Origin of the sequence: Pseudomonas monsensis, assembly GCF_014268495.2 — a bacterium.
Lineage (GTDB): Bacteria > Pseudomonadota > Gammaproteobacteria > Pseudomonadales > Pseudomonadaceae > Aquipseudomonas > Aquipseudomonas monsensis.
In genome coordinates, this window is the sequence record NZ_CP077087.1 from 3,618,968 (window position 1) to 3,642,204 (window position 23,237).

The window sequence follows — 23,237 nt, forward strand, 5'->3', positions numbered from 1 at the left end:
ACCTGAACTAAAACCAGACAACTTCAGAGCAATAACCGTGAAAACTACTGACCAACTACGCGAACTGATCAAGTTCGCGCGCCAGTGTTCGCCGTTTTACCGCAAACATCTGGCGGCTATCAGCGCATCCGATGACTCGCTGGATAACGTACCCGTGGTGGATCCACTGCAATACTGGCGCGAAAGCCAGAGGCTCGACCATTGGCCCGTCCTGACCGGCCCCATGGCATCCGCGCTGGTGTTCAAGACCGGTGGTTCGACCAGTGCCGGCAAACTGTCGATTTACGAGCGCGAAGAATGGCGCGCGTTCGTGACCGACTTCGGTCAAAGCCTGACCGCGCAATTCAATCCGGGTGACCGCGTTGCCAATCTGTTTTTCTGCGGTGACCTGTACGCCAGTTTCCTGTTCACTCACGATGCGTTGCAGCATGTCGATACCGACATCACCGAGTTTCCGTTCACCGGCAGCGTCGATCTGGCTGCACTGGCCGAAACCATTCCCCGACAACGGATCAATGTGCTGGCCGGTGTGCCCGCGCAGTTGCTCACGTTCGCCAGTTGGCTGAGCGGGCGCGGGCAAACGCTGCCCGAGGTCGAGACCATTCTCTACGGAGGTGAAAGCCTGTTTGCCGCGCAGCGAACAATACTGCGGCAAGCGTTTCCCGCCGCGCGCATCGCCTCCATTGGCTACGCCAGTGTCGACGCCGGATTGATCGGCGCCAGCCACCGTGACTGCAGCGAGGGCGAGCATCGGATGTGCGACGGACACAGCATCGTCGAGATCGTCGACGAGCAGACCGGTGAGGTCATCGACACTTGCGAGCGCATCGGCCTGTTGGTGCTGACCAACCTCACCCGCCGCTTGATGCCGGTGATTCGTTACCCGGTGGGCGACCGTGCCTGCTGGCGCGAACCGGCAGGCACGGCCATGCGCAAGTTCGCCCTCAAGGGCCGCAGCGCAAGCAGTGAACGGGTGCGGGTCGGGATTTTGTCGCTGATGCCGGGGGAAATCGGCGAGCGTGTCCGGCGCGATGTGGACAGTGACACCTGGCAACTGGTCATTGAGCAGGCGATGCACAAGGACGTGCTCACCTTGAAATGGGTGGCGAATCACCCGTCGCCGGCGGTGGCCGAGGCTAACCGGACGCTGGAAGCCGGACTCATCGAGCTGTATCCGTTGATCGAACAATTGCGCAAGGATCAGTTGCTGGAACTGCGGATTCTGCACTGCACCTTCGAGGACCTGCCGCGGCATCCTCGTTCGGGCAAATGCCTGCGCGTGCTGGACCTGCGTGACTATCAACATGATGCAGCGGAGTCTGCCTGATGGAGCCGCTAATTCTCCGTAACTATCGCGACGCCGATGCGACGGCGGTCAGCGGCCTGATCCGGCAAGTGTATGGCGACCAATACGCGCAACCCGATGTCTACCTGCCGCACATGATCAGCCAGCACCACAGCCGCCAGCGCTGGCACTCGCTGGTTGCAGAAGTCGACGGGCAGATCCTCGGGCATGCCACCTTGTTGCGCGAAAACGTTGGTCAGGGTGCAGAACTGGCGGTCAGCGTCGTCCACCCTGACTTTCGCGGCCAGAATATCGCCACCCGTCTGGGCGAGCAGTTGCGGGTGCACGCGCAAGCCCTGGGTTGTCGCTATCTGTCCATCAAGCAGGTCACTTGTCACCCCTACACACAGCGCATGGCACACAGCCTGGGGTTTCATAACACCGGATTGCTGCCCGACTATGTGCCGTCACCGCTCGCCCCCCCGACACGGGAATCCATCGTTGTCGGTTTCCAGAACATTCCCGGCTATCAACGTCCGCTGCCCGACCTGACGTGGCCGATGCAACATGAGGCGTTCATGCTGCACCTGAGCAATGAGCTAGGGGTCGAAGAGCCATTGCCACATTGGCGCGGCGTACCGATTCATGTCGGTCATGGCGCCAGTCGGCATGACCTGGTGCTGGAAAAGCTCAAACCGGGATTGCTCAAACAATTGCGCGAGTTGCCGGCGCACTGGCTGGTTTCGCTCAGGCTTGGATTGTCTCGGCACTTTGCGCTGGATGTCGACAGACTGGCGAGTATCGGCTTTGTCTTCACTGGGCTGGCGCCCGGCGATGGCCACTGCGACGGGTGGCTGGCGTTATTCCACCGCGGGCATAGCGACCGTGCGCTGCAGTTGCATTGCCCACTGATGCAACGCCTGCAGGATCGGCTTCAGCAAAAACCCGACGACGTCTGACAGCAAGACCTGGCCCGTTCGTGACAGGAACGGGCCACTGTCGAGGATCACGCCTTGGCGCTGACGCCTTTGTCCGTCGGTGCCGTTCGCCCGTTGCCCATGCCATAGGTCTTGAGGTTCTGCAGCACGTAAATGGCTTTTTTGTATTCGGGGATCAAGCCTGCGGCGTATTTATCGCCCTTGATGCTGTTGCTCTGGATAGTGTCCAGCTGAGTCGCGAAGTACTCCAGGGCATTGAACTTGGCGTCCGGGTCTTTCTGCACACCGAAGCGGTCGAACTTGTCGCCCGCGTTGAGCAGAGTCATGGCGGTGAGATCGGTAATCAGACCTTTGCCGCGCAGGAATGCGCTGAGGTTGCCCAATTGTTTCGCCGAGACGTTTTCCGGGTCGAAGCCCTTGACGTTCTTGTGCAGCTTTTGCCGATCCATTTCGGCGATGTTCAGTGCGTTTGGATCGTTGCCGACCAGCGCGAGCATCTGCTTGACCCTGGCGTTTTGCGAAACCGGTTTGCCGCGCACACCGGTGTCCTGAACCAACAGGCCCGCCTTGCTTTGCCAGGCGCCCGTGTAGCCAATAGTCATGACTGTGCTCCTTGAATGTCGCGCATGAAGAATGTCCTTGATGACCTGTTTTAGTGCGTGGAAGTATCGGCGGGCAAAGTAATGGCACCAACCTTTTTTATCAGGTTTTTACAATTCTCGTACAAACTCGATACAAACCGGCGTCACGCCGAAAATCCATGGCATTGAGGCTTCAACCGAATAATTTTCACCAGGCTTTTTGCTCTGACAAACGCGCTGGCCGGTTTTCTTGTATCCGTTTCGATACGCACCACCGGTCGGCCATGCAGGTTCTTGTACGAAAGTACCTAAAGCTTCGAGCGGACACGACGATACGTAAGAAAGCCCGCCGTTTTTTTCCCGAACCCACAATAAGAATCGCAGCTCAAGGACCGGTTTCCATGCCCGCACTTCGTACTATTCAGGCTCGCTACACGCTGTTGCTGGTTCTGTTCATCCTGCTGTTGTCGGTGCTGACCGTGGTCGGTATCAGCCAACTGGTCGCGCCCAAGCTGCGGCAGACCGAAGAACAGGTGGTGCTCAACCGTATCGCCGAAGTCGCCGAGCAGATTCAGGGCGAACTCAACAAAGTGCAGGCGCAACAGCGCAGCATCACCCAGACCATTCCGCTGCTCGACAGCGCGGCCATCGACACGGTGTTGCCGGGCCTGGTGGATCAGTACGGCGAGCTTAAGGTCTTCGGGGGCGGGATCTGGCCGCTACCTGGCCAGCGTGAAGCCGGGCGCAACAAGTTCAGCACCTTCTGGCACCGTGACGCCTCGGGCAAACTGGCGGTGAACACGTTCTGGAACAGCGATGCGGCACCCAACTATTACGACCAGAGCTGGTACAAGGGCGGCATGGCCACTGCGCGCGGTCAGTGCGCCTGGGCAGCGGCCTACAAGGACGACGCCAGCGCCGAACCGCGCACCAACTGCGCCATGGCGATCCAGAAAAACGGCGCCGCCTGGGGGGTGTCGACCATCGACGTGACCCTCGGCTTCTTTAATGATCTGGTGGCCCGCAAGGAAAAGGACCTCAACGCCGAAATGCTGATCGTCGAAGCTGACGGCAAAATCATCAGCAACAGTTCGCGCATCAGTGGCCCGATCGTGCTGAAAAACATCAGCGAACTGGCCGGCAGCTCGACCTTCGCCAGCCAGGTCAAGGCCGGCCTGCAAAACCGTGATCAGGCGCAACGCGTGGAGTTCGACAACAACGGTGAAGCCAGCACCTTCTTCATGCGCCCCATCGAAGGCACACCTTGGTTCCTGGCCACCGCCCTGCCGACCAAACTGCTCACCGCGCAACGCGACGATGTCCTCAGCAGCCTGAGCCTGTTGCAGATACCACTGGTGATCCTGTTGGTGCTGTTGCAGGTTTATGCAATCCGTCAGTTGGTCCAGCGCATGAAAGCGCTGAAAGCCAACATCGACTTGCTGTCCAGCGGTGACGCCGACCTGACCCGCCGCATCACCATTCGCGCCGAAGACGAACTCGGCGCCATTGGCCATTCGGTGAACACCTTTATCGCCTACCTGCAAAACATGATCGGCGAAGTAACGCAGGCCACCGGTGCAATGGCCTCGAGCCTCGACGACCTGCAACGGACCTCGGCGCATACCAGCCAGATCCTGTTGCGTCACGCTTCAGAAACCGACCAGACCGTTACCGCCATCACCGAAATGAGCTCGACCGCCGAAAGCGTCGCGCAGAATGCCGCTGAAACGGCGGCGTTCACCCAGCGCGCCAACGAAAACGCCGACCGTTCGCGCGTTGTCGTGGGTGAAGCGACCAACAGTGTGGTGGCGTTGATCGACGAAGTGGCCAGTGCCACTCACAAAGTCGAGAACATGCAGCAGGACGCCCAACGCATCACCGAGATTCTCGGGGTGATCGGTGCGATTGCCGGGCAGACCAATCTGCTGGCCCTCAACGCTGCCATCGAAGCGGCCCGCGCCGGTGAACAGGGTCGTGGTTTTGCGGTGGTGGCTGACGAAGTCCGCGCCCTCGCCGCTCGTACCCAGGCCAGCACCTCGGAAATCAACGAGATGTTGACCCGCCTGACCCAAGGGGTGAGTTCGTCGGTCAGCGCCATGGAAAACACCCAGGCCAGTTGTCAGTCGGCGGCAGATGCCACCGCTCGGGTCAACTCCGGTCTGGACGAAATGGCCGGCTCGGTCAGCCATATCAACAGCCTCAGCACCCAGATCGCCACGGCCGCCGAACAGCAAAGTGCGGTCACCGAAGAGATCAACCGCAGCATGGTGCAGATCCGCCACATGGTCGAAGAGCTGGTACAGAGCGGCCACGCCAGCGAACTCAACACCCGTCAGTTGCTGGAAGCCAACAGCCGCGTCAGCGCCATCATGGGCCGCTTCAAGGTCCGTTGATCGCTGCACGCCTTTACGGGTTGTCTGTCAGTCAGATGCCCGCTGTGGGATCGGGCTTGCTCGCGAAAGCAATCGCTCAGTCGCTGTTTCAGTGTCTGAGCGAGCGCATTTTCGAGCAGGCCCACACCTCTCCGGATCCGCCCACCTGACAACTTTGTCATCTCGAGCTCAGCAACCTGTCAGCCGTGATCGGCGATCATCCTCCCCGTGTGCCTCGCAACAACTGGAAACATTGCGTTGATGCCAGGCGATAAAAAACGGTCAAAATGCATTCTTTTTGACTGCCACCGCGAAGCGAGAGCCCTGTCATGCGAACCCACCTGCGTCTGCTCGCCCTGAGCGCCCTGTTCCTCTCCTCCCTGGCTCAGGCCGCCGACCTGATTCCGATCGAAGTCCATCGCGACGCCAATTGCGGGTGCTGCAAGAAGTGGATCAGCCACCTCGAAGCCAATGGCTTCAAAGTCGACGATCACGTCGAAGCGGACATGAGCAGTTTCAAGCAACAACATGGCGTGCCACCGCGTCTGGCCTCCTGCCACACCGCAATCATCAACGGCAAATTCGTCGAAGGCCATGTGCCGGCCGAGCAAGTGCTGGCCCTGACCCGGCGTGATGATCTGCTCGGCGTTGCCGCACCGGGCATGCCGATGGGCTCGCCGGGCATGGAAATGGACGGCATGAGCGATGCCTACCAAGTGATCGGTCTGAAGAAGGACGGCGCTGACGTGGTGGTGGCGGACTACCCGGCCCATTGATGAGCGCTGCGTACTTCGGGCTGTTCCTTGCCGCATTCGGCGCGGCGACGTTGCTGCCGTTACAGTCCGAGGCGGCGCTGGTCGGGTTGATTGTCAGCGAGCGTTACTGGCTATGGGGTTTGCTCGCCGTGGCGACGCTGGGCAATGTGCTGGGGTCGCTGGTGAACTGGTGGCTGGGGCGTGGCATCGAACGATTTCAGGGGCGGCGCTGGTTTCCGGTCAGCCCCGAGCACATGGCCAGGGCGCGCAAGCACTATGAGCGATACGGTCATTGGTCGTTACTGCTCAGCTGGTTGCCGGTCATCGGCGACCCGCTGACCCTGATTGCCGGCGTGATGCGCGAACCGCTCGGGCGTTTCCTGCTCATTGTCACCCTGGCCAAAGGTGCGCGTTATGCGGTGCTGGCCTTGCTGACCCTGGGCTGGCTCGGGTGAACCATCGAGCGCGGCCATTGCCTGTGTTTAACGTCGCCCTAATCCCGCCGTTCCAGCATCGGCCGATTTTCATGGAGTTTGCCCTTATGTCCGTCACGCTTTCCCGCTGGCTGCCCGGCCTGTTCCTCTGCGCCGCGATGCCTTTGCTCGCGCACGCCACCCCTGAGGCCGCGCCCGTCGAAGGCCCGGCCTACGGCCCGGAGCTGCAAGGCTTCGAATACCCTTACACGCTTAAACACTTCGCCTTCCAGTCCCAAGGCAAATCCCTGCAAATGGGGTACATGGACGTCGCCGCCCACGGCAAGGCCAACGGTCGCACCGTGGTGCTGATGCACGGCAAGAACTTCTGCGCCGCCACCTGGGACAGTTCGATCAAGGCCTTGAGCGAGGCCGGTTATCGGGTCATCGCCCCGGACCAGATCGGCTTCTGCACCTCCAGCAAACCGGATCACTATCAATACAGCTTCCAGCAACTGGCAACCAACACCCAGCAGTTGCTCAAAGCCTTGGGCATCCAGAAAGCCACCCTGCTCGGCCACTCCACCGGCGGCATGCTTGCCACCCGTTATGCCTTGTTGTTCCCTGAGCAGGTCGAGCAACTGGCGCTGGTCAATCCGATCGGCCTGGAAGACTGGAAAGCCCTCGGCGTGCCTTATCGCACCGTGGACCAGTGGTATCAGCGCGAACTGAAGGTCAGCGCCCAGGGCATCCGTGAATACGAGCGCACGACGTATTACGATGGCCGCTGGAAACCCGAGTTCGACCGCTGGGTGGATATGCTCGCCGGCCTGAGCAAAGGCCCGGGCAAGGCGCAAGTCGCCTGGAACTCAGCGCTGATCTACGACATGATTTTCACCCAGCCGGTGTATTACGAATTCAAGGACTTGAAGATGCCAACCCTGTTGCTGATCGGCACCTCGGATACCACGGCCATCGGCAAGGACCTTGCGTCACCGGAGGTCAAAGCGAAGATCGGTCACTATGACGTGCTCGGCAAACACGTGGCCCGACTGATCCCGCAGTCGACCCTGGTGGAATTTCCCGGCATGGGCCATGCGCCACAAATGGAAGAGCCGGCGCAATTCCACAAAGCCCTGCTCGGCTGGCTGAATACAACCAATCCCGTTCGTTGATGAGGTAAGGCTGATGGCGGTGCAGATTGCAGTGATCGATGACTGGCAGGACGTCGCCCGCGACGTGGTTGACTGGTCGGTACTCGAAAGCGTGGGTGAGGTGACGTTCGAGCATGACTACCCGGCGGACAATGCCACACTCGCCGAGCGTCTGGGCAAGTACCAGGTGATCTGCGTGATGCGCGAGCGGACGCGCTTCGACGAAGACCTGCTCGACCGTCTGCCCCACCTCGAACTGCTGGTGACCGGTGGTATGCGCAATGCCGCGCTGGACATGCCGGCGGCGGCCAAACGGGGAATCCGCGTCTGCGGCACCGACAGCTACAAACACGCGGCGCCGGAACTGACCTGGGCCTTGATCATGGCCGCCACGCGCAATCTGCTGAAGGAAGCCAATTCCCTGCGCGCCGGCCACTGGCAGCAGGGTCTGGGTGGCGACCTGCACGGCAAGACCCTCGGTATTCTTGGCCTGGGCAGCATCGGCCAGCGCGTGGCGCAATTTGGCCAGGTGTTTGGCATGCGGGTAATCGCGTGGAGCGAGAACCTTACAGCTGAGCGCGCACAGCAGGCCGGCGTAACGTATGTGAGCAAGCAGGCACTGTTCGAGCAGGCCGACGTGTTGTCGGTGCATCTGGTGCTCAGTGAACGCAGTCGCGGGCTGGTCGATGCCCAGGCGCTGGACTGGATGAAGCCGACGGCGCTGCTGGTCAATACCGCGCGCGGGCCGATCGTCGATGAAGCGGCACTGATCAAGGCGCTGCAAAAACAACGCATCGCCGGGGCGGCGCTGGACGTGTTCGATGAGGAGCCACTGCCGGCCCTGCACCCGTTTCGCACACTGGACAATGTGCTGGCGACGCCCCATGTGGGTTATGTCAGTCGGCAAAACTATGAACAGTTCTTTTCGCAGATGATCGAGGACATTCAAGCGTGGGCGGCGGGCAAGCCGATTCGCCTGTTGAACTGAGTCAATCTGTTGGTCCTGTTGTGAGCTGGCCATCGCCATCACAAGCAGGCTCTCTCCTACATTTGAAATACCTTTTCTTGTAGGGACGAGCCTGCTCGCGATGGGGCCAGAACAACCACCCCATCAACAAAATGCACGCACCACAACAGTGCGCCCGCCTTTCCCGCTAGCACATAATCGTGACCACCCAGTCACCGTTTTGGCTCTTGCCTGCAAAAAAAACTGCACTTCGTCGGTGCGTTTGCCCTCTTAAACGAGGGTTACCGTTCGCGGCAAACCGATTGTCGAACAATTTACCCATTTGCTCTGGCCCGCTCTAGGATCTGGCCTAGACTGGTTTTCGCGGGGCCAGACCGGCCGGTCACATCACAGCAAAATAATCGAAACTTTTGCTGAAGGCGGCAGGTCATCTGAAAGGCAGGGCGAACACGGCTGGTTCATTCCTTGCAATGGCCTCGTCACCCATTCTGCTTGCGCGTGTTGGGTAGCTTTGCTCACCGATGCGTGGCGCATTTGCGCCCAGCCACAGGACGTGGTCATGGACATCACTTGTTCAAGACAAGAATCAGATCAACAAGACGGGAGAGTCATATGATCAGTGCGGCATTGGATATTCAGGGAGAGCGTGCTCAGTCAATTGGTGAAGCGAGCACTGTCAGCGTTCCCGGCAGCCGATCGATCAACGTCCCCGGCACCAAGACACTGACTCCGTTAGCGAGACAGAATCCCAACAAGAAGAAAGTGTTGTTCGTAACCTCGGAAATCGCCGACCTGGTGAAAACCGGCGGTCTGGGTGACGTCTCTGCCGCCCTGCCCCGCGCCATGGCGCACCTGCACGACGTGCGCGTGCTGATCCCCGGTTACCCGCAAGTGATGCACAGCGAAAACCCGATCCACATCATCGGCGAACTCGGCGGGCATGCCGCGCTGCCCCCGTGCAAGATCGGCCGCATGGACATGCCTGACGGGCTGGTGATTTACGTTCTGATCTGCCCCGAACTCTACGAGCGCGAAGGCTCGCCGTACGGAGCCAATAACGGTCGCGACTGGCCGGACAACCACATTCGCTTCGCCCGTCTGGGTCTGGCCGCTGCCGACATCGCTGCCAACCTCGCACAAATCCACTGGTGCCCGGATCTGGTGCACGCCCATGACTGGCCCGCCGGCCTGGCGCCTGCTTATATGCACTGGCGCGGGCAGCGCACGCCGACGCTGTTCACCATTCACAACCTCGCGTATCAAGGCGTGACCAGCCTCGGATCCTGCCCGGAACTCGGTATCCCCACCCATGCCCTGCAACAGGAAGGCATGGAGTTTTACGGCAAGATGTCGTTCCTCAAGGCCGGCATGGCGTATTCGAGCCACATCACCACGGTCAGCGCCACCTATGCGCAGGAAATCACCACCCCGGACTTCGGCTGCGGCCTCGACGGCTTCCTCGCCGCCAAGACCCAGCAAGGTTTGCTCAGCGGCATCCCCAATGGCATTGACGAGAGCTGGGATGCGGCCACTGATCCGCACCTGTTCGCGCCGTTCGCCATCGGCGACTGGGAAGGCAAGGCTGTCAACGCCGCGCATGTGCGTGCGCTGTTCGGCCTGAACGACTCCACCGGCCCGCTGTTCGCCGTGGTCTCGCGTCTGGTCTATCAGAAAGGTCTGGACCTGACCGAAGCGGTGTCCGAATACATCGTCCAGCAAGGTGGCCAGATCGCCATCATCGGCCGTGGCGAACCGGAAGAAGAGCAAGCCATGCGCGAGCTGGCGCTGCGTTTCCCCGGCCAGATCGGCGTGCGTATCGGCTTCAATGAAACCGACGCCCGTCGCATGTTTGCCGGCAGCGATTTCCTGCTGATGCCTTCGCGTTACGAGCCCTGCGGCCTGAGCCAGATGTATGCGCAGCGCTTCGGCTCACTGCCGGTGGCGCGCAATACCGGTGGCCTGGCCGACACCATTGAAAACGGCGTGACCGGTTTCCTTTTCGACGAGTCCACCGCCGACAGCTATCGCGAAGCCCTGAGCCGCGCCTTCAAGGTGTTTGCCTTCCCGGAGCTGCTCAATGCCATGCGTTGCCGGGCCATGGCCGCGCCGTTCAACTGGTGCAAGGCGGTTGAACCCTACGCCGAACTGTATGAGCAACTGGTCGCCAAGGCGCTGGGTAAAGCCCACCACAAGTAAAAGGAAGCGTTGACAATGCCGTTACGGTCCCCTGAAACCTGGCCCCACGGCGCGATCATGCAGGATGCCGAACACACGCAATTTGCGCTGTGGGCCCCGGATGCGTTTTACGTCAGTGTCGAACTGGACAACGGACAATCCCTGCCGATGCTGCCACAGGCAGACGGCTGGTTCGTGATTAAGGCCCGTTGTCCGGCGGGCACCCGATACCGCTACAACATTGATGGCGAACTGGAGGTGCCCGACCCGGCCTCCAGGGCGCAGGATGGCGATATTCACCGCCACAGTGTGGTGGTCGACCCGCTGGCGTACGCATGGCGACACGGTGACTGGCAGGGTCGGCCGTGGAGTGAAGCGGTGATTTACGAGTTGCACGTCGGTGCGCTCGGTGGCTTTGCCGAAGTCGAGCAGCATCTGGCTCGCCTCGCCGCCCTGGGCATCACCGCCATCGAACTGATGCCGCTGGCGCAGTTTCCCGGTGATCGCAACTGGGGTTACGACGGCGTTCTGCCCTACGCGCCGCAAGCTTCCTACGGCACTCCGGAACAACTCAAGCATTTGATCGACAGCGCCCACGGCCATGGTCTGGCGGTGATTCTTGATGTGGTCTACAACCACTTCGGCCCCGATGGCAATTACCTGCACCGCTACGCCAAGGGCTTCTTCCGCGAGGACAAGCACACCCCGTGGGGGGCGGCGATCGACTTTCGACGCAACGAAGTGCGTGACTTCTTTATCGAAAACGCGCTGATGTGGCTCCTCGAATACCGTTTCGACGGCTTGCGCCTGGACGCCGTGCATGCCATCGAAGACCCGGACTTTCTCAGTGAGATGGCCCGGAGTATCCGCCAACAGATCGACCCGACGCGGCATGTCTGGCTGACCGTGGAAAACGAGCTCAACCAGTCCAGCCTGCTCGAATACGACTACGACGCCCAATGGAACGACGACGGCCATAACGCCCTGCACGTGCTGCTGACCGGCGAGACCGACGCCTATTACGCCGACTACGCGCTGCAACCCACCGAGCAACTGGCCCGCTGCCTGAGTCAGGGCTTTGTCTTTCAGGGCCACATCACCCGTCACGGCGAACCCCGAGGCGAGCCCAGCGAACACCTGCCCTCCACGGCATTCGTGTTGTTCCTGCAGAACCACGACCAGATCGGCAACCGCGCCTTTGGCGAGCGTCTGCATCAACTGGCCGATCCGCGTGCGGTACAAGCCGCTACCGTGCTGTTGCTGCTGTCGCCGATGATTCCGCTGATGTTCATGGGCGACGAGTTTGCCGCCGAGCAACCGTTCCTGTTTTTCACCAGCCATCACGGTGAGCTGGCAGATCTGGTGCGCGAGGGCCGGCGCAATGAGTTCGCCGCCTTCAGCGCGTTTACCGATCCCCATCAGCGTGAACGGATCCCCGACCCCAACGCCGAACAGACCTTCCACGCGTCGCAGCCACGGCTGATCGGCAGTGGCACCGCACTGCAACAGCAAACCCTGGCGCTGTACCGCCAACTGCTGCAATTGCGCCATCAATACATCATCCCGAACCTGTCCGGAACCCAGGCGCTTGGCGCGCACATACTCGGTCACGCAGCGGTCAGTGCGCGCTGGCGCCTGGGCAATGGCAGCGAGCTACGAATTGACCTGAACCTCGGCGATACGCCAGTGGTCAACCCTGCACAGAGCGACACCGTGTGGCTGTTTCAGCAACCACCCGCCGTCGCCCTGTCGGATCCGGGCCTGTTGCCCGCGTATTGCGCGCTTGTCAGCCTCACGGCCGCAACCCTTTTGCAACCTCTGGATGGAGAGCGCCTATGAGCGATGCGCAACTGGAAATTCTGGCCAGCCGGGCCGGCCTCGCCGTCGACTGGATCGACGCCAACGGACGCCCGCAAAAAGTCGCCCCGGCGGTGCTGCGCAATGTCCTGATCGGCCTGGGCCACCCGGCCAGCACCGCGCAGGAAATCGACGCCAGCCTGCTGGAGCTGCAACAAGTGCAGCAAGACCGCCACCTGCCGCCGCTGCTGACCAGCGACGTTGGTGTCGGGCTTGATCTGGCGCGCTATTTCGCGCCGCACACCCCGTGTGAAATTCACCTCGAGGACGGTTCCCGGCTGACCCTGAAACTCGATGGCGAAGCGATTTTGCCCGGGCTGATTCCGGTCGGTTATCAGCAAGTGCACATCGACGATCAGTTCTTCACCCTGGCAGTGGCGCCGGAGCGCTGCTACAGCGTCGGCGATGCGCTGGGAAACCCGATCCCCCGTGCCTGGGGCCTGAGCGTGCAGCTGTATTCGCTGCGCCGACCCGGCGATGGCGGCTTCGGCGACACCCAGGCCCTGGAAGAGCTGGCGCGGGTGGCCGGCGAACGCGGTGCCGACGCCCTGGCGATCAGTCCGCTGCATGCGATGTTCAGCGCCGACACTGGCCGCTACAGTCCCTATTCGCCGTCCAGTCGCTTGTTCCTCAATTCGCTGTATGCCGCACCGGGGGCGATTCTCGGCGAACGGGCGCTGCGCGATGCGATTGACGCTGCAGGTCTGGCGGAGCAGTTCGCGCACCTCGAAGACCTGAAACTGATCGACTGGCCGAGCGCCGCCGAGGCCAAGCATAAGCTGCTGCAAGCGTTGTACGACGGTTTCGTCGCCGGCGATCACCCGTTGCACCCGGACTTCGCCAGCTTCCGTCATGCCGGTGGCGAAGCGCTGGAAAACCACTGCCGCTTCGAAGCCATTCAGGAAATGCGCGCCGCCCGTGGTGAAAGCCTCGACTGGCGGCAATGGCCCGAGCACTGGCACGACCCGCGCGGCGCCGCGCTGGAAGCGTTTGCCGAAGAATACGCCGAGCGCATCGGCTACTTCGCGTTCTGCCAATGGCTGATCCACCGCTGCCTCGAACGCGCCCAAACCGCAGCGCGCAGTGCTGGCATGAGCATCGGCCTGATTGCCGATCTGGCGGTCGGTGCCGACGGCGCCGGCAGTCAGGCCTGGAGCTTTCAGGATGAACTGCTCGCCTCGCTCACCGTGGGCGCGCCGCCAGACATTCTCAACCGCTCCGGACAGGGCTGGGGGATTTCCGCGTTCTCGCCCGAAGGGCTGATCCGCAAAGGTTTCCGTGCGTTCATCGACATGCTGCGGGCCAATTTCGCCCACGCCGGCGGCCTGCGCATCGACCATGTGATGGGCCTGCAACGCCTGTGGGTGATCCCCAACGGCGCAGCGCCTGCCGACGGCGCCTACCTGTATTACCCGGTGGACGATCTGCTGCGCCTGCTGAGCCTCGAATCCCATCGCCATCAGGCCATCGTCCTCGGCGAAGACCTCGGCACCGTGCCCGACGGTCTGCGCGAAAAGCTCAGCGCACGCTCGATGCTCGGCATGCGTGTGTTGCTGTTCGAACAGGACAACACCTACTTCAAACCGATTCTCGACTGGCCGGACAATGCGCTGGCCACCACCAGCACCCACGACCTGCCGACGCTCAATGGCTGGTGGCATGGCCGCGACATCGACTGGAACGCACGGCTGGGTTTCGTCGATGCCAACGGCGAAATCGAATGGCGTCATCACCGCCAGCGCGAGCGTGAAGGTTTGCGCAATGCGTTGAGCCAGGACCCGCAGAACTTCCGCGAGGAATCCCACGAAGCCGATCAAGTGGTCGATGCCAGCGTGCGCTTCCTCGGCCACACCCGCGCGCCCCTGGTGTTGTTGCCCCTCGAAGATGCACTGGGCATCAATGAACAGGCCAACCTGCCGGGGACGATCGACACCCACCCGAACTGGGCGCGGCGTCTGCCCGCCACCAGCGAAGCGTTACTTGACGCTGCCGACGCCGCACGACGCCTGGAACTGCTGGCCTGCGCGCGTCTCCAGGCTGCAGAGCGTGACCAATGAGCCCGACGCAAATCCAGCCATTGCGCGCAACCCTGCGCCTGCAATTTCATAAAGGCTTTACCCTGGAGCAAGCGGTGCCGCTGGTGCCGTATTTCGCCCGCCTCGGCATCAGCCACATTTACGCCTCGCCCCTGCTCGCGGCCCGGGCCGGTTCAATGCACGGCTACGACGTGGTCGACCCGACCCAGGTCAATCCGGAACTCGGCGGCGAACCGGCGCTGCGGCGTCTGGTCAGCACCCTGCGCGAACACAACATGGGGCTGATCCTCGACATCGTCTCCAACCACATGGCCGTTGGCGGCAGCGACAATCCGTGGTGGCTGGACTTGCTCGAATGGGGACGCTTGAGCCCTTACGGCGAGTTCTTCGACATCCAGTGGCATTCGCCGGACCCGCTCATGGAAGGCCAGCTGCTGCTGCCGTTTCTTGGCAGCGACTACGGCGTCGCCCTGCAGGAAGGCATGCTGAAACTGTTGTTCAATCCGCAGCGCGGCAGCTTTTACGTCGAACACTATGATCATCACTTCCCGATCTGCCCGAGCGATTACGCCGAGCTGCTCAAGTCGCCGCTAGCCCTGAAGTCTCTGGCCCAGCGGTTCAGTACCCTCAGTTACCAAAGCGACGCCCATGCGCTGGCCATGCCGTTGAAAGACGAGTTGCGAGAACTGGCGACTGAGCCGTCGATCCTTGCAGCGATTCACGACACCCTAAAGGCTTACGACTCGACCACTGAAGCGGGCTTCCAAAGGCTGCATCAATTGCTCGAACGACAAAGCTATCGGCTCGCCAGTTGGCGCACCGCTGCCGATGACATCAACTGGCGGCGCTTTTTCGACATCAATGAACTCGGCGGTCTGCGCGTCGAACGTCCGGCGGTGTTCGAAGCCACCCACGGCAAGATTTTCCAGTTGATCGGCGAAGGCCTGATCGACGGTTTACGCATCGACCACATCGACGGCCTCGCCGATCCCCGGGGTTATTGCCGCAAGCTGCGTCGGCGCCTCGACCTGCTCGCGCCGGGCCGGCATCTGCCGATCTACGTCGAGAAGATCCTCGGTGCCGGCGAAACCCTGCACCGTGACTGGGCCGTGAACGGCACCACCGGTTACGAGTTCATGAACCAGTTGTCGCTGCTGCAACACGATCCGGACGGCGAACACGTCCTCGGTGAGTTGTGGCAACGGCGCACCGAACGCCCCGCCGCGTTTATCGAAGAAGCGCAACTGGCGCGCCAGCAAATCCTCAACGGTTTGCTGGCCAGTGACTTTGAAAGCGTTGCCCAGGCCTTGCTGCAGGTGGCCCGCGATGACCTGATGACGCGTGACCTGACCCTCGGCGCGATCCGCCGGGTGTTGCAGGCGTTGATCGTGCACTTTCCGGTGTACCGCACTTACATTGGCGCTATGGGCCGCTCCGCGCAGGATGAAGTGTTTTTCCAGCAGGCCATGGACGGTGCCCGGCAGACCCTCGGCGAAGGCGACTGGCCGGTGCTCGACTGTGTGGCCGCATGGCTCGGTGGCACGCCGTGGCGGCGCAAACCCCGCGGGCGCTCGCGCAAGATCCTCAAGCATGCGTGCGTACGCTTCCAGCAATTGACCTCGCCGGCGGCGGCCAAAGCCGTGGAAGACACCGCGCTGTACCGCTCCGCGGTGCTGCTGTCGCGCAATGACGTCGGCTACAACACCGAGCAGTTCAGTGCACCGCTCAGCGATTTCCACGCGGTCAATCAGCAACGCTTCGCCGAATTCCCCGACAACCTGCTGGCCACCGCCACCCACGATCACAAACGTGGTGAAGACACCCGCGCACGGCTCGCCGTGCTCAGCGAACGCAGCCATTGGTACGCCGAGCAGATCGAGCTGTGGCGCGCCCTCGCCCGGCCGGTGCGCAGCGACGATCAACAGCCCTCGACCGGCGATGAACTGATCCTCTACCAAGCGTTGCTCGGCAGTTGGCCGCTGGAACTGCGCGAAGGCGATCAGACGGGTTTCGCCGACTACGCCAAACGCATCTGGCAATGGCAACAGAAAGCCTTGCGCGAGGCCAAGCTGCAAAGCAGCTGGAGCGCACCGAACGAAAGCTATGAGCACGCCGCCCGGTCCTTCACCGAAAAACTGCTGACGGGGGATGAAGGTGAGCTGTTGCGTGCGGCGCTGATCAAGACCGTCAACAACATCGCTGCGGCCGGCGCGCTCAACAGTCTGGCGCAAACCTTGCTGCGCATGACCGTGCCGGGGGTGCCGGACCTGTATCAGGGCAACGAGTTCTGGGACTTCAGCCTGGTCGATCCGGACAACCGTCGGCCGGTGGATTACGCCGCGCGGGCGCAGGCGTTGCAGGCACCTGCACCGGTTGAGCAAATGCTGTCGAATTGGCGTGACGGGCGCATCAAGCAGGCGTTGATCGCCGAGGTGCTCAATCTTCGTGCCGAGCATGCCGAGCTGTTTCGCCGGGGTCGTTATCAGGCGCTGGAGGTGCTCGGCAGTCAGGCGCACAACGTGCTGGCGTTTGCCCGTGAACACCAAGGGACGTACGCCATCGTGATCGTCCCGGTGCGCTGCGCGGCGCTGCTGGAAAACGGTGCTATCCCTCAGGTCAATGCGCTGCGCTGGGGCGATACGCGGGTGGTTTTACCGTTCGCCGCCTCCGACACAAACCTGAAGGGACTTTTTCAAAGCGCCGCAGTCACAAAAAACAGGGAGCTGAATGTCAGCGAAGCGCTGGGGGATGTCCCGGTCAATCTCTTTATCCAACACTTAACGTAACGACGAGTTCAGTTCAGGAGCATTGCGATGAGTACCGACGATAAACGCATCCGCGAGTTCGCCTATCAGATCTGGGAATCAGAGGGTAAACCTGAAGGTCACGAAGCACGCCACTGGGAGATGGCACGCAAGCTGGCTGAAGCCGAGGCTTTGGCGCCGAAGAAATCGCCGAAAGCCGCCAGCAGCAAAACCGCCGGCAAAGGCGTTGACACCAAGGCCCCGGCGGCCAAGCCCAAGGCACCAGCGGCAGCTAAAGCCAAGCCGGCCAGCGCCGCCAAGGTCGTGCCGCCGGGTGAAAAAGCCGCCGAGAAAAAGCCCCGGACCCCACGCAAGCCCCCGGCCAACTGACACACCCGGATTATTGAATTGAACGACTGTGTGGCGAGTTCGCTCGCCACCGAGGGCCAACTCGTCCTCAAGAAACCTCAAATAACCCCTGTCAGGGAGAGAAGCCTGTGGTGACGGGATTTGTCCCCGATCAGTCGCGCAACGGCCGCAAAACAGCAACGGTGATGTGTCAGACATCCCGCGTGCACTGGTTTTGCGACTGCTTCGCAGCTGATCGGGGCGGTGCGACGTTTCGCCAAATCCCCTCGCCACCGATGCTGTTCCCACAGTTGATCAGTTATTCGAACCAACCCGATTTGCAGGAGCAATCATGTCCAGTCCAAAGAAAGCCGAGCCCGCCGCGCACGCCGAGCCATCCAGAATCCGTGAAGGTCTGCCCTTCCCGCTCGGTGCGACCTGGGATGGCCTGGGGGTGAACTTTGCGCTGTTTTCCGCCAACGCCACCAAGGTCGAACTGTGCATCTTCGATGATACCGGCGAAGTCGAAATCGAACGCATCGAGCTGCCGGAATACACCGACGAGATCTACCACGGCTATCTGCCCGATGCACATCCGGGGATGATCTACGGTTACCGCGTGTACGGCCCGTATGACCCGGCCAATGGTCATCGCTTCAACCACAACAAATTGCTCATCGACCCCTACGCCAAGCAATTGGTCGGCGAGTTGAAATGGTCCGAAGCGCTGTTCGGCTACACCATCGGCCACCCCGATGCCGACCTGAGTTTCGACGAACGCGACAGCGCGCCCTTCGTGCCCAAGTGCAAGGTCATCGACCCGGCGCACACCTGGGGCAACGATCACCGCGTGAGCGTGCCGTGGGACAAAACCATCATTTACGAAACCCACGTGCGCGGCATCAGCATGCGTCATCCGTCGGTGCCGGAAAACGTGCGGGGCACCTTTGCCGGTCTGATGGTCGATGACGTGCTCGAGCACATTCGCAAGCTCGGCGTGTCGTCGGTCGAACTGTTGCCGATCCACGCGTTCGTCAATGACCAGCACTTGCTGCACAAGGGCATGACCAACTACTGGGGCTACAACAGCATCGCGTTTTTCGCCCCGGACCCACGCTACCTGGCCAGCGGCAAGATCGCCGAATTCAAGGAAATGGTCGCGCACCTGCACGAAGCCAACCTTGAAGTGATCCTCGACGTGGTCTACAACCACACCGCCGAGGGCAACGAGCAAGGCCCGACCCTGTCGATGCGCGGTATCGACAATGCCTCGTACTACCGGCTGATGCCCGACGACAAGCGCTTCTACATCAACGATTCCGGCACCGGTAACACGCTGGACCTGAGCCACCCGTGCGTGCTGCAAATGGTCACCGACTCGCTGCGCTACTGGGCCAGCGAGATGCACGTCGACGGTTTCCGTTTCGACCTGGCGACCATCCTCGGCCGTTATCACGACGGTTTCGACGAGCGTCACAGTTTCCTCGTTGCCTGCCGCCAAGACCCGGTACTGCGTCAGGTGAAAATGATCGCCGAACCGTGGGACTGTGGCCCCGGCGGCTATCAGGTGGGTCATTTCCCGCCGGGCTGGGTCGAGTGGAACGACAAGTTCCGCGACACCGTGCGCGCGTTCTGGAAAGGTGACGACGGCCAGGTCGCCGACTTCGCCAGTCGCATGACCGCCTCCGGCGAAATGTTCAACCAGCGCGGACGGCGGCCGTATTCGTCGGTGAACTTCATCACCGCCCACGACGGTTTCACCCTCAACGATCTGGTGTCGTACAACGACAAGCACAACGAGGCCAACGACGAGAACAATCAGGACGGCAGCAACAACAACCTGTCGTGGAACCACGGCGTCGAAGGCCCGACCGACGATCCGCAGATCAACGCGCTGCGCCATCGACAGATGCGCAACTTCTTCGCCACCCTGTTGCTGGCGCAAGGCACGCCGATGATCGTCGCCGGTGACGAGTTCGCCCGTACGCAGGACGGCAACAACAATGCCTACTGCCAGGACAGCGAGATCGGCTGGGTCAACTGGGACCTGAGCGAAGACGGCAAGGCCCTGCTGAAATTCGTCAAACGCCTGATCAAGCTGCGCCTGGCGTATCCGATCCTGCGTCGCGGACGTTTCCTGGTCGGTGAGTACAACGAGGACATCGGCGTCAAGGACGTCACCTGGCTCGCGCCGGATGCGACCGAGATGACCACCGAGCACTGGCATGACGCCCATAACCGTTGCCTGGGCATGTTGCTCGATGGCCGTGCCCAGGAAACCGGAATTCGCCGCAAGGGTGGCGACGCAACCCTGCTGCTGGTGGTCAACGCGCACCACGACATCGTCAACTTCACCCTGCCGGAAGTGCCTGACGGCGGTTTCTGGACCTGCATGATCGACACCAATCAGCCGTCGATCCGTGGTCAGGAACGCTTCGAATTCGGGCATGAATATTCGGTCACCGGCCGTTCGCTGCTGCTGTTCGAACTACAACGTGATGAAGAAGACTGATATGGATCTGCAACGCTACCTTGCCCGCCGCCCGCCGGATTATCCCGACACCGTCGCCCTCGGCAGTTGCCTGCGGGCGATGGTCGAGGCCGGTCTGGACCGGCTGCCGTTACCGGGCAGCGGGCACACGCTGGAACGCTTTCAGCGCCTGGCCCAGGTCGGCGGACATGATCTGGGGCTGTGCAAACTCTATGAGGGCCACACCGACGCACAGGCGATCATCGAGCAACTGGGCGGCACGCCAACACCCGGCAGTACGTGGGGGATGTGGGCGGCCGAGCCGCCGCAGGCGCGCGTCAAGGTCACCCCCGCCGGGCACATGGGGTTGCTCAACGGACGCAAGGCCTGGTGCTCCGGTGCCTCGGTGCTCAGCCATGCCTTGCTCACGGCGTGGGACAGCAACGATCAGCAGCAACTGGTGGCCGTGGCCCTTGATCAACCCGGGGTGCGCATTACCGATCAGGGCTGGCACGCCGTGGGCATGGGTGCCACCGGCAGCGTCGAAGTCGTGTTCGAAGACGCCGAGGGTCAGGCCATCGGCCGTCCTGGCGACTACCTGCAACGGCCAGGCTTCTGGCAGGGCGGGATCGGCATTGCCGCGTGCTGGTACGGTGCCGCGCGGCAGCTTGCCGAGTCGCTGCGCCAGCACTGCGCACAACGCGAAGAACCTCACGCCCTCGCCCATCTGGGCGCGGTCGACAGTGCGTTGCAGGCCGCCGCCGATGTGTTGCGCTTCAGCGCGCTGCAAATCGACGCGCATCCCGAAGCCAACGCCGAACTGCTCGCCCGCCGTGCCCGCGCCGTGGTCGAGCAGTCGGCCGAGTCAGTGATCCGCGAAGTCGGCCGTGCGCTCGGGGCCGGGCCTTTTTGCAAGGATCGGCATTTCGCCGGTCTGGTCGCCGACCTGCCGGTGTTTCTGCGTCAAAGCCATGCCGAACGCGATCTGGCCGCCCTCGGTCAATTGGTCACCCGGCAAGCCGACGAGGTCTGGTCGCTATGAGAAGCAATCCGATCGTCGGCCAGGGCACGTCACTGCATCAGTGGCAGGGTTCAAGACGTTTGGCCGAAGTGCCGGGCATAACCGTCGAAGAACTGGTGCCGCCCGGTGCACGCGCCGTAATCGTCGCCCCGCACCCGGACGACGAAGTGCTCGGTTGCGGTGGTTTGCTGCAATTGCTCGCCACGGCGGGCCGTTCGATGCAGTTGATTTCCGTCACCGACGGCAGCGCCAGCCATCCCGGTTCGCAACGCTGGCCGGTGGAACGCCTCAGCGTGGTGCGCCCGCAGGAATCGGCCGAAGCCCTGCGCCGCCTCGGCTTGCCGATGCACAGTCTGAAGTGGCTGCGTGGTGGCTTCACCGACACCTTGGTGGCCGCTCAGGAACAGGCGCTGAGCGCTTTCATTGAAAGTCATTTGCGCGCCGACGATGTGCTGTTCACCACATGGCGCGAAGATGGCCACAGCGACCACGAAGCGGTCGGCCGCGCCAGCGTCGAAGCCGCCCGCCGTGTCGGTGCGACCTGTCATGAATTACCGGTGTGGACCTGGCACTGGGCCGCGCCGGAAGATGCCGGCGTGCCGTGGAACCGGGCGCGCAAGATTCTCCTGACACCGGCCGAGGTGGCGCGCAAACGCCATGCGGTGCACGCCTTCGCCAGTCAACTGGAGGGCGACCCCGACGCCGGCCTGGCTCCGGTGTTGGCGCCCTACGTGATTGATCGCCTGCTGCAACCTTTCGAAGTGGTGTTCCTGTGAGTGTCGACGATCGTTATTTCGACGGCCTGTTCGCCGGCAACGACGACCCGTGGGCCTTTCGCCAACGTTGGTACGAGCAACGCAAACGCGCGATCACCCTCGCGGCGCTGCCACGTCCGCACTATCGGGCGATCTTCGAGCCGGGTTGTGCCAATGGCGAGCTGAGCGCCGAGCTGGCCGGGCGTTGCGATCGTCTGTTGTGTTGCGACACTGCGAACGCGGCGGTGAATCTGGCGCGTACCCGATTGAGCCTGTTCGACCATGCCGAAGTCCGTCAGAACCGTCTGCCCGGCGACTGGCCGGAGGAAAAATTCGACCTGATTGTATTTAGCGAAATCGGCTACTACCTCGACCGTACCGATCTGACAGAAGTGATCCGGCGGATCAGTGATTCCCTGACGGCCGACGGACAACTGCTGGCCTGCCACTGGCGCCCGCCCATCGACGGCTGTCCGTTGAACGCCCGGCAGGTCCATGACCTGATCCACGAACACCTGCATCTACCGCGCCTGGTGCTGCATCAGGAAGCGGATTTCATCCTCGAGCTGTGGAGCCGCGAACCGCGCTCGGTCGCAGCATTGGAGGGCTTGCGATGATCGGCATTCTGATTCCCGCACACAACGAAGAAGCGCTGCTCGACGAGAGCCTCAGCGCCGCCCTGCGCGCCAGCAAGCACGGACTGCTCGCTGGCGAACCGGTGGAAGTGCTGGTGGTGCTCGACAGTTGCACCGACCGCTCGGCGCACATCGTCAGCCAATACCCGGTGCTGAGCCTGCACATCGAGGCGCGCAATGTCGGTCAGGCCCGGGCTGCCGGGGCGCACATGTTGCTGGAGCGCGGCGCACGCTGGATCTCCTGTACCGACGCCGACAGTCGTGTGGCCGATGACTGGCTGGTGGCGCAGTTGGGCCTCGGGGCAGACGCCGTGTGTGGCACGGTGACGGTCGAGCGCTGGGACGAATCCTTCGACGAGGCCGCGCAAATTCGTTACCACCGTCATTACCGGACCTGCGACGGCCATCGGCACATTCATGGGGCCAATCTGGGCATCAGCGCCGACGCCTATCGCTGGGCCGGAGGCTTTAAACCGCTGGCTTGCGACGAAGACGTGCAATTGGTACGCGAGCTGGAACTGTCCGGGGCGAACATCGCCTGGAGCCATCGCCCGCAGGTCCGCACCAGCGCCCGCCTCGACAGCCGGGCACGGGGAGGATTTGGTGACTATCTGCGACATCTGGCACACCTGGAATAAAAAAAACCGGATCAGATCAATCTGCGACGCGACGAATTTAACTTCATGGGCAATACTCTGCTGCGCGGCAATCCAGGGTTCGGAGCGTCGCAT

At 62.0% G+C, this 23,237-nt stretch carries 17 protein-coding genes and 2 pseudogenes; 18 read left to right on the forward strand and 1 reads right to left on the reverse strand.

Translation table 11 applies throughout. The features are described 5' to 3' along the window. Positions 1-37 precede the first annotated feature (37 nt). The gene (locus HV782_RS15960; RefSeq protein ID WP_186746862.1) at positions 38-1,327 is read left to right on the forward strand and encodes a phenylacetate--CoA ligase family protein; all 1,290 of its coding nucleotides are present in this window, start codon (positions 38-40) and stop codon (positions 1,325-1,327) included. Next, positions 1,327-2,244 (forward strand): GNAT family N-acetyltransferase, encoded by a 918-nt coding sequence (locus HV782_RS15965; protein WP_186746859.1) that lies wholly within the window; start codon positions 1,327-1,329, stop codon positions 2,242-2,244. The genes HV782_RS15960 and HV782_RS15965 overlap by 1 nt, the downstream gene beginning before the upstream one ends. A 47-nt stretch (positions 2,245-2,291) precedes the next feature. On the opposite strand, the gene HV782_RS15970 is transcribed toward HV782_RS15965, so the two are convergent. Beyond that, positions 2,292-2,825: a hypothetical protein gene (locus HV782_RS15970; protein WP_123469030.1), complete on the reverse strand. Its 534-nt coding sequence runs from the start codon at positions 2,823-2,825 to the stop codon at positions 2,292-2,294. 380 nt (positions 2,826-3,205) lie between these two features. On the opposite strand from HV782_RS15970, the pseudogene HV782_RS28965 reads away from it, so the two are divergent. From HV782_RS28965 to HV782_RS16045, 16 genes and pseudogenes are all read left to right on the forward strand, one after another. Next, a pseudogene (locus HV782_RS28965) lies at positions 3,206-4,336 on the forward strand (HAMP domain-containing protein); the annotation flags it as partial. A gap of 333 nt (positions 4,337-4,669) precedes the next feature. Then, positions 4,670-5,197, forward strand: a pseudogene (locus tag HV782_RS28970) (methyl-accepting chemotaxis protein); the annotation flags it as partial. A gap of 308 nt (positions 5,198-5,505) precedes the next feature. Continuing rightward, on the forward strand, positions 5,506-5,952 hold the full coding sequence (locus HV782_RS15980; RefSeq protein WP_128614491.1) for a DUF411 domain-containing protein: 447 nt from the start codon (positions 5,506-5,508) through the stop codon (positions 5,950-5,952). Continuing rightward, positions 5,952-6,386 carry a YqaA family protein gene (locus HV782_RS15985; RefSeq protein ID WP_123469036.1) on the forward strand — a complete coding sequence of 145 codons (435 nt, stop codon included), beginning with the start codon at positions 5,952-5,954 and terminating at the stop codon, positions 6,384-6,386. Before HV782_RS15980 ends, HV782_RS15985 begins: the two co-directional genes overlap by 1 nt. A gap of 86 nt (positions 6,387-6,472) precedes the next feature. Further along, positions 6,473-7,519, forward strand: coding sequence for an alpha/beta fold hydrolase (locus HV782_RS15990; RefSeq protein ID WP_186746857.1), 1,047 nt, complete (start codon positions 6,473-6,475; stop codon positions 7,517-7,519). Positions 7,520-7,532: 13 nt separating this feature from the next. Beyond that, positions 7,533-8,486: a D-2-hydroxyacid dehydrogenase family protein gene (locus HV782_RS15995; protein WP_128614488.1), complete on the forward strand. Its 954-nt coding sequence runs from the start codon at positions 7,533-7,535 to the stop codon at positions 8,484-8,486. A gap of 591 nt (positions 8,487-9,077) precedes the next feature. Further along, positions 9,078-10,661: a glycogen synthase GlgA gene (glgA, locus tag HV782_RS16000; RefSeq protein ID WP_186746855.1), complete on the forward strand. Its 1,584-nt coding sequence runs from the start codon at positions 9,078-9,080 to the stop codon at positions 10,659-10,661. Positions 10,662-10,676: 15 nt separating this feature from the next. Continuing rightward, positions 10,677-12,479, forward strand: coding sequence for a malto-oligosyltrehalose trehalohydrolase (treZ, locus tag HV782_RS16005; protein WP_186746853.1), 1,803 nt, complete (start codon positions 10,677-10,679; stop codon positions 12,477-12,479). Next, a complete protein-coding gene (malQ, locus tag HV782_RS16010; protein ID WP_186746851.1) occupies positions 12,476-14,554 on the forward strand; it encodes a 4-alpha-glucanotransferase in 2,079 nt (692 codons plus the stop codon). The genes treZ and malQ overlap by 4 nt, the downstream gene beginning before the upstream one ends. Further along, entirely contained in the window at positions 14,551-17,319 is a 2,769-nt protein-coding gene (locus HV782_RS16015) for a malto-oligosyltrehalose synthase (protein WP_186746849.1), read from the forward strand. Before malQ ends, HV782_RS16015 begins: the two co-directional genes overlap by 4 nt. 27 nt (positions 17,320-17,346) lie before the next feature. Then, positions 17,347-17,667, forward strand: a complete 321-nt coding sequence (locus HV782_RS16020) for a DUF2934 domain-containing protein (protein ID WP_123469051.1) — start codon at positions 17,347-17,349, stop codon at positions 17,665-17,667. Between the two features lie 310 nt (positions 17,668-17,977). Further along, entirely contained in the window at positions 17,978-20,137 is a 2,160-nt protein-coding gene (gene glgX, locus HV782_RS16025) for a glycogen debranching protein GlgX (RefSeq protein ID WP_123469053.1), read from the forward strand. Between the two features lies 1 nt (position 20,138). Next, positions 20,139-21,137, forward strand: a complete 999-nt coding sequence (locus HV782_RS16030; RefSeq protein ID WP_186746847.1) for an acyl-CoA dehydrogenase family protein — start codon at positions 20,139-20,141, stop codon at positions 21,135-21,137. Continuing rightward, positions 21,134-21,892 carry a PIG-L deacetylase family protein gene (locus tag HV782_RS16035; protein ID WP_186746845.1) on the forward strand — a complete coding sequence of 253 codons (759 nt, stop codon included), beginning with the start codon at positions 21,134-21,136 and terminating at the stop codon, positions 21,890-21,892. The genes HV782_RS16030 and HV782_RS16035 overlap by 4 nt, the downstream gene beginning before the upstream one ends. Continuing rightward, positions 21,889-22,488, forward strand: a complete 600-nt coding sequence (locus tag HV782_RS16040) for an SAM-dependent methyltransferase (RefSeq protein WP_128614262.1) — start codon at positions 21,889-21,891, stop codon at positions 22,486-22,488. Before HV782_RS16035 ends, HV782_RS16040 begins: the two co-directional genes overlap by 4 nt. Further along, complete coding sequence (locus tag HV782_RS16045) at positions 22,485-23,144, forward strand: glycosyltransferase family 2 protein (RefSeq protein WP_186746842.1); 660 nt, start codon at positions 22,485-22,487, stop codon at positions 23,142-23,144. Before HV782_RS16040 ends, HV782_RS16045 begins: the two co-directional genes overlap by 4 nt. Positions 23,145-23,237 lie beyond the last annotated feature (93 nt).

What these genes read in the sequence shown, in the direction of transcription:
- HV782_RS15970 (WP_123469030.1), bottom strand. Translation starts at nt 2,825, where the DNA reads ATGACTATTGGCTACACGGGCGCCTGGCAAAGCAAGGCGGGCCTGTTG.
- glgX (WP_123469053.1), top strand. Translation starts at nt 17,978, where the DNA reads ATGTCCAGTCCAAAGAAAGCCGAGCCCGCCGCGCACGCCGAGCCATCC.
- HV782_RS15965 (WP_186746859.1), top strand. Translation starts at nt 1,327, where the DNA reads ATGGAGCCGCTAATTCTCCGTAACTATCGCGACGCCGATGCGACGGCG.
- HV782_RS16045 (WP_186746842.1), top strand. Translation starts at nt 22,485, where the DNA reads ATGATCGGCATTCTGATTCCCGCACACAACGAAGAAGCGCTGCTCGAC.
- HV782_RS15995 (WP_128614488.1), top strand. Translation starts at nt 7,533, where the DNA reads ATGGCGGTGCAGATTGCAGTGATCGATGACTGGCAGGACGTCGCCCGC.
- HV782_RS16030 (WP_186746847.1), top strand. Translation starts at nt 20,139, where the DNA reads ATGGATCTGCAACGCTACCTTGCCCGCCGCCCGCCGGATTATCCCGAC.
- HV782_RS15980 (WP_128614491.1), top strand. Translation starts at nt 5,506, where the DNA reads ATGCGAACCCACCTGCGTCTGCTCGCCCTGAGCGCCCTGTTCCTCTCC.
- treZ (WP_186746853.1), top strand. Translation starts at nt 10,677, where the DNA reads ATGCCGTTACGGTCCCCTGAAACCTGGCCCCACGGCGCGATCATGCAG.
- HV782_RS16035 (WP_186746845.1), top strand. Translation starts at nt 21,134, where the DNA reads ATGAGAAGCAATCCGATCGTCGGCCAGGGCACGTCACTGCATCAGTGG.
- HV782_RS16020 (WP_123469051.1), top strand. Translation starts at nt 17,347, where the DNA reads ATGAGTACCGACGATAAACGCATCCGCGAGTTCGCCTATCAGATCTGG.
- HV782_RS15990 (WP_186746857.1), top strand. Translation starts at nt 6,473, where the DNA reads ATGTCCGTCACGCTTTCCCGCTGGCTGCCCGGCCTGTTCCTCTGCGCC.
- HV782_RS16015 (WP_186746849.1), top strand. Translation starts at nt 14,551, where the DNA reads ATGAGCCCGACGCAAATCCAGCCATTGCGCGCAACCCTGCGCCTGCAA.
- HV782_RS15985 (WP_123469036.1), top strand. Translation starts at nt 5,952, where the DNA reads ATGAGCGCTGCGTACTTCGGGCTGTTCCTTGCCGCATTCGGCGCGGCG.
- malQ (WP_186746851.1), top strand. Translation starts at nt 12,476, where the DNA reads ATGAGCGATGCGCAACTGGAAATTCTGGCCAGCCGGGCCGGCCTCGCC.
- glgA (WP_186746855.1), top strand. Translation starts at nt 9,078, where the DNA reads ATGATCAGTGCGGCATTGGATATTCAGGGAGAGCGTGCTCAGTCAATT.